The sequence below is a fragment of the Armatimonas sp. genome (genome assembly GCF_031410135.1).
GTDB lineage: Bacteria > Armatimonadota > Armatimonadia > Armatimonadales > Armatimonadaceae > Armatimonas.
Genome location: NZ_JANNYP010000740.1, coordinates 1 through 7,709, shown reverse-complemented (window position 1 = coordinate 7,709; position 7,709 = coordinate 1). Strand labels below are relative to the sequence as shown.

The window sequence follows — 7,709 nt, the reverse complement described above, 5'->3', positions numbered from 1 at the left end:
GCCGTACGCCCTTCCCAGCGCGCCTTGGCTCCCATCTTGAGCAGCTCCGCAAGGTACCGAAAACGACCTTCATAGACCGTGTCCGTGACCATCGCAGTGCCTTCGGCGAGGCTCAGGAGAGCTGCAATTGGCTGCTGTAAGTCTGTCGGAAAACCGGGGTGTGGCATCGCGGTGACATCGGTGGCATTGAGCCGCTTTCCAGGATGCTTAATCCGCACCCCATCCGGCGCTTCCTCGACGACAATGCCCATCTCAGCAAGCTTCATCAGGATCGGACGCATGTGGCTGGCGTTAGCCCCTTCAAGAAAGAGATCGCCACCAGTAATCGCAGCCGCCATTGCCAGAGTCCCGCCCTCAATGCGATCCGGCGAGACCTGATAGTTGACCCCGTGGAGCTCCGTGACACCCTCAACAGTAATGAGCCCTGTTCCGTGGCCGGTTACTTTTCCGCCCATCGCCACAATGAGATTTCCGAGATCTTCAACATCAGGCTCTTGCGCCGCGTTTTCGATAATCGTTGTCCCATGTGCCAGCGATGCCGCCATGAGGATGTTCATGGTTGCCCCTACGGAGGGTTTATCAAGATACACCTGAGCGCCATGAAGGCCACCCGCGGGCGCTTCGGCGAAGATATAGCCCTGGTTCTCGTCAACGGTCGCCCCAAGTGCGATCAACCCCTTGATATGCAGGTCGTACGCACGTGCGCCAATGTTGCAACCGCCGGGAGGTGCCAGGCGCACTTTCCCCATTCGGGCCAAGATCGGCCCCAGAAGCTGGAGCGAGCCACGCATCTTGGTGACTAGCTGATCATCGGGTTCAAACGATGTTAAGTTCGTGGCATCAAAGTGAATGGTCTGCTGGTCATCAGAAAAGGAGACTGTAATGCCAACGCCTCGCAGGATGGTCGCCATATTGGCAATATCACTAATGCGCGGGGCACGAATTAGCTGGGTCTGTCCCCGACTTGCCAGAACCGCTCCTGCCATGAGTGCGAGGGTCGCATTTTTCGACCCCCCCACGTAGATATTCCCTTTCAGGGCATGACCGCCCTGAATCACAATCCGTGGCTCTTTGGGAGTGGGGTTCATTCGTCGTCCTAGTTCCAATCCCAACCCCGCCTTTTCTGCGCTCGGTGCGCTCTCTACCTCTACTGACATGATGAACTTTCTCTGTAATAAAATGCTCTCGCATTGTATCGCCGAAACGCCCACATGCATAGCAAGAAAACCCTATACTTACAAGGCAAGTAATTTCCGAGTATTCAAGACACAATCTGCAGCGGCTACAGGTGTCGGAGCAAGCGCCGTGAGATGGCCCATTTTTCGCCCTGGCCTTGCCTGCGTCTTACCATAGAGGTGTAGATGCACTCCGGGAACGCCCAGCGCTGCTGCCCAGTTGGGCTCGCCGCTCTCCGGCCAGAGATCCCCCAGCAGGTTCGCCATTGCCACTCCGGGGGCCTGAAGCGCTGTTGAGCCCAGTGGCAGCCCACAGACCGCACGAACCTGCTGCTCAAACTGACTCGTCGCCGCTCCCTCAATGCTCCAGTGTCCGGAGTTGTGAGGCCGTGGCGCAAGCTCATTCACGAGCAGTTGTCCATCGGTGGTCACAAAAAGCTCTACGCAGAGCACACCGACTACTCCAAGCGCTTCAAAGATTCCCTCGGCGAGTGCACTGGCCTCGCCCGTATCCGTCTTAGTGCTCAGCGGGGCCGTGGTGAGGTCTAGAATATGGTTTGCGTGGTCGTTGCGCACCAAGGGATAGGCCACAAACGTGCCGTCTATCCCGCGCGCCCCAACAATGCTGGCCTCGTAGGCAAAGTCTACCAGTGCTTCTAGAATACAGGGCGGCTCTCCTAGCTCCGTGAAAGCCGCCTGAGCCTCTGAAGCGCTTGCGACTTTCCGCTGCCCCTTACCATCGTAGCCAAAGCCTGCCGTCTTGAGAATCGCGGGGTAGGAGAAATCAGCGCAGTCCGCCGCGCACTCCACGGCCTTAAATATCGTGGTGGGCACCCCGATTTTTTGCAGAAAACTCTTCTCTCGGAGCCGGTTCTGTGTGGTGTGGAGAACATCGCCGCTGGGCCGAACGGGCGCATACTTCGCCGCGGTCTCCGCTGCCGCCGCACTGACATTCTCAAACTCAAAGGTCACCACATCCACAGACTTGGCAAAGGCCGCCACGGCGTCTAAATCGTCGTAGCTTCCCGTGACCTCACTCGCCCCCACTTGTGCACACGGTGTTGGGGAGGTATCGGGGGAAAAGCAGGCCACCCGGTAGCCCAAGCGCGTCGCCGCCTGCGTCATCATCCGCCCGAGCTGCCCGCTGCCCAAGACACCAATCGTCGCCCCAGGGTTCAAATGGCTCATAGAGGAAGCTCCATGGCAAGGACTTTTTCGGTCTGGGTTTTGCGGAAGGCGTGGAGCTTCGCGCGTAGCTCAGGGCGGGAGTTAGACAAGATCGCGACGGCTAAGAGTGCGGCGTTTATCGCGCCCGCCTTGCCGATTGCCAGCGTTCCCACAGGAATCCCCCCCGGCATCTGGACAATGGAGAGAAGTGAGTCCTGGCCTTTGAGTGCATGGCTCTCGACGGGCACTCCCAGAACGGGAAGTACGGAAAACGCGGCGGCCATTCCTGGAAGATGCGCTGCGCCGCCCGCTCCCGCGATAATCACTTCGATCCCGCGTCCCTCCGCGCTCTCGGCGTACTCTTTTAGCAAGTCCGGGGTGCGGTGGGCACTGACAATCTTGCACTCGTGGGCGACACCAAACTGCTCTAGGGTCTCGTGGGCATGGCGCATCGTGTCCCAGTCGCTGACGCTGCCCATGATAACCCCAACCAAAAACATCTCTTCATTCACCCAGGCATTGTACCCGCTAGAGAAGCGCGGCTCGTAGTGCCTCAGGTGAGTCGACGTAGAGTGCGATCTTGGTGACGCGCTTTCGGATGCCCAGCATTCCGTGTAGCGCCACCGGCTCTTTGAACGTGAGCAATAGCCTGGGCTCATCGCCAAACGCCGCACGGAGAACGCTCTTGTCCTCAGGCATTGCCCGGATCGCTTCTACGGACTCTAGCGAAGCACGGGGTATCTCAGCGGTCCAGATTAGGCTCAGACGCAGGAGCAAGTGAGAGTCTGTGACGGCGACAGGGCGCAGGCGGGCTGCTTGAAAGGCGGCGCTAAGCCAGATTAGGGTGTAGACATGGAGTCCTGAGAAGATCCAGCCCGCCATAGGTCGCCACTGCCGCAACAAAACGTGCACCACCAGCCCCTCGACGACCGTGACAAAACCCAGCGCAAAGAGCAGGCCCCCCAGCCCACTTTTCTCCGTGTAGGAAAACTCGTTTATGGCAGTAGCGCGACGAACACGCGGCCCGGCAAAGGCGTAGTAGAACACCACCAGCTCCAACCCCAGAATCCGCAGCCAGCGCTCCGGGATCGCTTCGAGGCGCAGCAGTAGATCGTCGTGTGTGTTGGCACTTTTGAACTGCTGGGAGGCCGTGCGCAGCTTCAGCACCAGAAATGCCACAGAGGCGATCTCCGTGAGGCCACCTGCCACCAGCAAGAAAGTCGTGAGGGGTGCCTGCCCTGCCAGCAAAATGGAGGCAATCAGCACGCCTAGCCCAACCATCGGCGCGGCTTCTAGAGCTTTGCGCCCCGTTGGCCGGAGCACCAGAAACCAGTAGAGCACAGGTAAAACGAGCAGCAAGTCCCCGAGCACCGCGTAGGGCAGCAGGCTCGTGTGGGAAAACGCGACCGTGTGAACAATCCCCCACTCCGCCGCCAGAACCGCCCCAGCGAACACCGCAAAAAGGGGCACCCGTCGCTCTTGTGCAATCGTCATCTTAGCCCATTATATCGTCGCCGCTCCCCTGCTCATCCACGCCGTTTGGCCCAACGGACCATACTTTCCCCACGGCTTCCTGAGAGCGTAGCGGCTCCTGTCCGGTTTGTGAAAATGCATCGGTGGATACCGGTTTCTTTCCCGCACGAAGCGCCAGCTTCGCCTCCAGCAGCGCCAGCTTGACGGAACGCTCCGTATAGCCACGCTGGATCCGTCGCGTGTTGGGAGTCATGAGCTGAATCAGCTCCGTCTCCTGAGGAGCGATGTTTAGCCTCTGTGCCTGCTGGTAGGGAAGCTTGAACTTCTGAAGGATCGCATTCTGGTAGTCCGTCACTTGATCCACGAGCCCCTGCTTGCCGTAGCGCATTAGCTCGGCGAAATAGCTCGGCATGATGGAATGTCTTGATGCAAGCATCGGCAAGGTTTCGGTGGGCTTCTCAAACAGCATCTCCAGCAGGCTCCGGTTCTGGCGCATCTCGCCTGCCCAAATCTCCTCCAGTGTCGTTCTCCGGGCGCTGATTTTCTGAAGCCGCGCCAACGCTTCGCTCGCCTGCTCGGGCGTGAGCTTTGCGACATTACGGGTTGCCTCACTCACGCCAATACCAATCACCACCTCTCCTACCATCGGCTGAATCAGTGAGTCGCTCCCATGGCCAATCTCTGTTCCGAGCTGGGCGGCATCCAGTGAGGCGCTCATCGCACCAGTATAGTCCCCTGTTCGTTCTTTCAGCCGCGCATCGTCCGCCAAGCCGCGACCCAGCGTGCGAATGGCTATAAAGTCCATGACAGGCGCATTGAAGCCCGTCTGGTACGGCGAACCAGCTTTCCAGAACTTGGTCTGGTTGCCTTGGTAGTGGTACTGCAAGCCCTCCCGCACCAGCGTCAGTGCTGGGGCAAGTTTAGTGACTGCTTCTTTTTGCTGTGCGACTGTGTCTATATCCGGGCCACCAATATCTCTAACCTCTCGGTAGGTCATGGAATCCATAGCGGCGGAGAAAAAATGGAGCGCATTGGGACCGTCTAGCGCAACTTCTACCTTGGGCAGGTACGGGATCACCGGGGCTTGGTTGGCCCAGTACCAGCGCCCGCCAAAGAGCAGTGCGCCAGAGAGCAAGACTAGTGCCCCTTTCTTGCTAAGCCGCTGCCCCTTCAGTCGCATGAAGCCGCGCTGAAGAGACTGCCGTTGCCGCGTTTTTAGAGTCACCGCGCTCCGCCGGAAGTTGGGGATTGGGTCATTGGTGCGAACCGCCTCCATCACCACCTCTGTGTCTATGACAACAGGAGCTGTGGCGACGGGCGCGGTATAGCTCGACTTCTCTTCTTCTTTAAACTGTTGTTTCATCGTTTAGCCTGTTGGGAGTTCTTTCATTGCATCGTCACCCGCACCGTGCTCGTCAAGACCATTGGCTCCCACCGACCAGAGCTTTCCGGTTATCGGGTAGTAATGGAAGGGCGAGCTTGGGTCGTGGGCATAGAGATCGGTAGGAAGTGTTTTAAGATAGCCAGCCGTCACCAGCGTCGCGAGTGCCGCGGGGAACTTGCCCTGATGCTCTGATTTGTAGCTTTGTAGCGCCAGCTCCAGCAGTAGTTTGTGTGCCTTAGCGGTTCGATAGTTGTAGGCCATGAGAGCACGTCGCGTATTGGGAATCGCAATTGCAGCAGGGTCGAAACTAGCAAACTCAGGATCGGCGATTCCCTTGATTTCCTGATAGGGACGCTGTGCCTTTTCAATATTTTGCTGCATGATGCTCTGGTAGCGCTGGATTAATAAGTCGTTGGCCACATGGACAAGAGGTATCTTCCCCCAGACTTCCTGTTGCGCTTGAGGAGAAGCATAGAAGCGAATCATCTCCGAGGTGCCGCCTTGCTCACGGGCAAGAATCTGGGCAAATGTGGGGCGGTTTTCCAGCATACTCTCCAGCCGAAGCGCAGCTTCTCGTGCTTGGCCCGCCGTGAGATGGGAAACCGTCGGCTCCGCATTGGCAAGCCCAATTCCTTCGCAGAGCACCCCGATCATGCCTGAAATCAGTGTCTGACCCTGGTACATCTGATTTCCAATGGCATAGGCGTTCAGATAGGCCGTCAGTGCCCCACTAAAATCTCCGTCAATTTGCTTGAGGTTGCCATCACGCGCACTCAGCCGTGCCAGCTCCCGAATCCCGATGAAGTTAGCACGCAGTGGCCCCTCATCCAGCATAGAAGCATAAAACGGCAGCTTGAGCACTTGAGGGATCGTTGCCAGCTCGGAGTGGCAGAGCGCCAGATCCCGACGTGCCTCCTCGATCGTCTGAAGGCCGTTTGCATCCTCTATTCCATTGGGAAATAAATGTCAGGTGGGCTTGCGCTGTGCCCATTCAGTCCACGCTTTCTTATCTGCCGGAGTGAGCTGCGAGAGACGCTTGCCTTGCCAAGATTGGCCCGGAGCTGCGCTACGGAGTGCGTCAAAGTGCTTCTGCGACTGCGCATAGAGCCGGTTGGCGCTCTCGTGGGGGATGCGTGGGGCGGGTGGGTTTGCCTTGGTCGGGAACCACGGGACGAGAAAAATCCCCACAAGCGCCAGCACCACGAAACGCATCTGGGGCAGCTCTCGTTTCTGCCCCTTGCTCTGCTGCTTCTGTTTTACTTGACGAGACTGCGGTGTGGGTGCTTGGTGCTCCTCGGTACGCTCGTCATACAACTCACGCGGCTTGGTTTGGGTGAGGGCTGGGGCGGTTAAAATTCGATAGGAAGTGTGCGGCTCTTCGGCAGCAACGGTTTTGAGACGCATACTAGAATCTTCGGCAGGAGGCCAATAGGAGTGTAGGTTTGGTACAATGCGTCCTGAGAGCCCGCACGGCGCGGGCAAGGAAACTTTTAGGAGCAAATTGTGGCAGTTCATAATGTGACACTGATTCGTGGCGATGGGACCGGCCCCGAGCTGGTCGAGGCAACCCGTCGGGTTTTAGAGGCAGCTGTGGCGACCAGTGGGTCGTCGTTTAACTGGGATGTGGTTGAGGCTGGGGTAGACATCATGGAGACGGCGGGGACGCCGCTTCCCGACAACGTACTGGCATCATGCCGCAAGAATAAAGTGGCGCTGAAGGGCCCGATCACAACGCCTATTGGCACCGGCTTCCGCTCGGTCAACGTCGCACTTCGGAAAGAGCTCGATCTCTACGCCTGTATCCGTCCTTGTAAGACCTACGAGGGCGTGCGCTCCCGCTACGATGATATTGACATCGTGATCGTGCGCGAGAACACTGAGGACCTCTACGCAGGCGTCGAGTACGATCTAGGCAGCGACGAGGCTAACTTAATTATCAAGATGGCAGGCGGCAAGATCCGCGCTGACTCTGCGATCTCGATCAAGCCCTTCTCCGTAACCGGCGTGCGCCAGATCATCAAAGTCGCCTTTGACTACGCCATTGAGAACAATCGGAAAAAAGTGACGGCGGTCTGCAAGGCCAATATCATGAAGTACACCGATGGCATGTTCTACCGGATCGCCCGTGAAGTGGCCGCCGCCTACGGTGCGACCTTTGCGCCCGGCACTCCAGCCGCCGCACAAGCCGATCCCACGATGGCCGACTGTGCAGGCAAGGGCGCAGGGATTGTCTACGACGAGTGGCTGGTGGACGCGATGTGTATGCAGCTCGTGCAGAAGCCCGAGAACTACGACATTCTCGTGATGCCCAACCTCTACGGCGATATTCTCTCCGATCTGGGCGCGGGCCTGGTCGGTGGCCTCGGCGTTGCACCGGGTGCTAACATCGGCGCGGATTGTGCTCTGTTCGAGGCGACCCACGGCTCCGCGCCCAAGTACAAGAATCAGAACAAAGTGAACCCCACGGCGCTGATCCTCTCGGGCTTCCTGATGCTCAAGTACCTCAAGGA

The 7,709-nt window shown here is 58.3% G+C and carries 8 protein-coding genes; 1 reads left to right on the top strand and 7 read right to left on the bottom strand.

Features of this window, described 5'->3' with window-relative positions; genetic code table 11:
- The 7 genes from murA to RMO15_RS26975 form a co-directional block, all read right to left on the bottom strand.
- Positions 1-1,157: UDP-N-acetylglucosamine 1-carboxyvinyltransferase (gene murA / locus RMO15_RS27005; protein WP_309720157.1), on the bottom strand; the 1,157-nt coding region annotated here is incomplete at its 3' end.
- 78 nt (positions 1,158-1,235) lie between these two features.
- Complete coding sequence (locus tag RMO15_RS27000; RefSeq protein WP_309720154.1) at positions 1,236-2,363, bottom strand: 5-(carboxyamino)imidazole ribonucleotide synthase; 1,128 nt, start codon at positions 2,361-2,363, stop codon at positions 1,236-1,238.
- Positions 2,360-2,842, bottom strand: coding sequence for a 5-(carboxyamino)imidazole ribonucleotide mutase (purE, locus tag RMO15_RS26995; RefSeq protein WP_369016168.1), 483 nt, complete (start codon positions 2,840-2,842; stop codon positions 2,360-2,362). The genes RMO15_RS27000 and purE overlap by 4 nt, the downstream gene beginning before the upstream one ends.
- 28 nt (positions 2,843-2,870) lie before the next feature.
- On the bottom strand, positions 2,871-3,836 hold the full coding sequence (locus RMO15_RS26990) for a hypothetical protein (protein ID WP_309720149.1): 966 nt from the start codon (positions 3,834-3,836) through the stop codon (positions 2,871-2,873).
- Position 3,837: 1 nt separating this feature from the next.
- Positions 3,838-5,178 (bottom strand): hypothetical protein, encoded by a 1,341-nt coding sequence (locus tag RMO15_RS26985; protein ID WP_309720146.1) that lies wholly within the window; start codon positions 5,176-5,178, stop codon positions 3,838-3,840.
- A gap of 3 nt (positions 5,179-5,181) precedes the next feature.
- On the bottom strand, positions 5,182-6,060 hold the full coding sequence (locus RMO15_RS26980) for a hypothetical protein (protein WP_309720143.1): 879 nt from the start codon (positions 6,058-6,060) through the stop codon (positions 5,182-5,184).
- A gap of 105 nt (positions 6,061-6,165) precedes the next feature.
- Positions 6,166-6,603, bottom strand: coding sequence for a hypothetical protein (locus RMO15_RS26975; protein WP_309720140.1), 438 nt, complete (start codon positions 6,601-6,603; stop codon positions 6,166-6,168).
- 99 nt (positions 6,604-6,702) lie between these two features.
- Between RMO15_RS26975 and RMO15_RS26970 the strand changes: the two genes are divergently transcribed.
- The coding region (locus RMO15_RS26970) for an isocitrate/isopropylmalate family dehydrogenase (RefSeq protein WP_309720138.1) at positions 6,703-7,709 on the top strand (1,007 nt) is incomplete at its 3' end.